Raw genomic sequence first — 511 nt, 5'->3', positions numbered from 1 at the left:
GAACACGTCGGTGAACGTCGCCGCCGGCACCTCCGCCGCCGCACCACACCCCGCACCCAACACCCGCTGCCGCTCCCCGCCGGACATCATCGGCACGGCGGCCACCGGCCGGTCCGGGTCGGCGACCAGCCCGGCGAGCAGGACCGCGAGGTGGTCGGCCAGCCGCCGCACGGTCGCGGTGTCGAACAGCCGAGGATCGAACGCCAGCTCGAGGTGCAGCCCCTCGGCCAGGTCCGCGCTCAGAGTCAGGGGGAAGCTCGTGGTGTCGACGCCGCGTACCTCTCGTACCCGCACGCCGTCACCGCTGACCGCCGTGTCGTCGATCGGGTAGTTCTCGAACACCACCATGCTGTCGAACAGGTTGACCCCGCCCGGTAGGTCACTCCACGCCCTCAGGTCGGCCAGCGCCACGAAGTCGTACCGCCGGGACTCGCTCTGCTGCTCCTGCAACGCCCGCAGCCACGGCACCACCCGCTGCGCACCGTCCACCCGTACCCGGGTCGGCAGCGTA

The 511-nt window shown here is 72.0% G+C and carries 1 protein-coding gene; it reads right to left on the bottom strand.

Translation table 11 applies throughout. The features are described from left to right. Positions 1-511: condensation domain-containing protein (locus HC031_RS32300; RefSeq protein ID WP_167929246.1), on the bottom strand; the 511-nt coding region annotated here is incomplete at both ends.

The organism is Planosporangium thailandense (assembly GCF_011947195.1).
GTDB classification, from domain to species: domain Bacteria; phylum Actinomycetota; class Actinomycetes; order Mycobacteriales; family Micromonosporaceae; genus Planosporangium; species Planosporangium thailandense.
The sequence above is the reverse complement of the archived record's forward strand: the minus strand, read 5'-3'. Positions and strand labels throughout refer to the sequence as shown.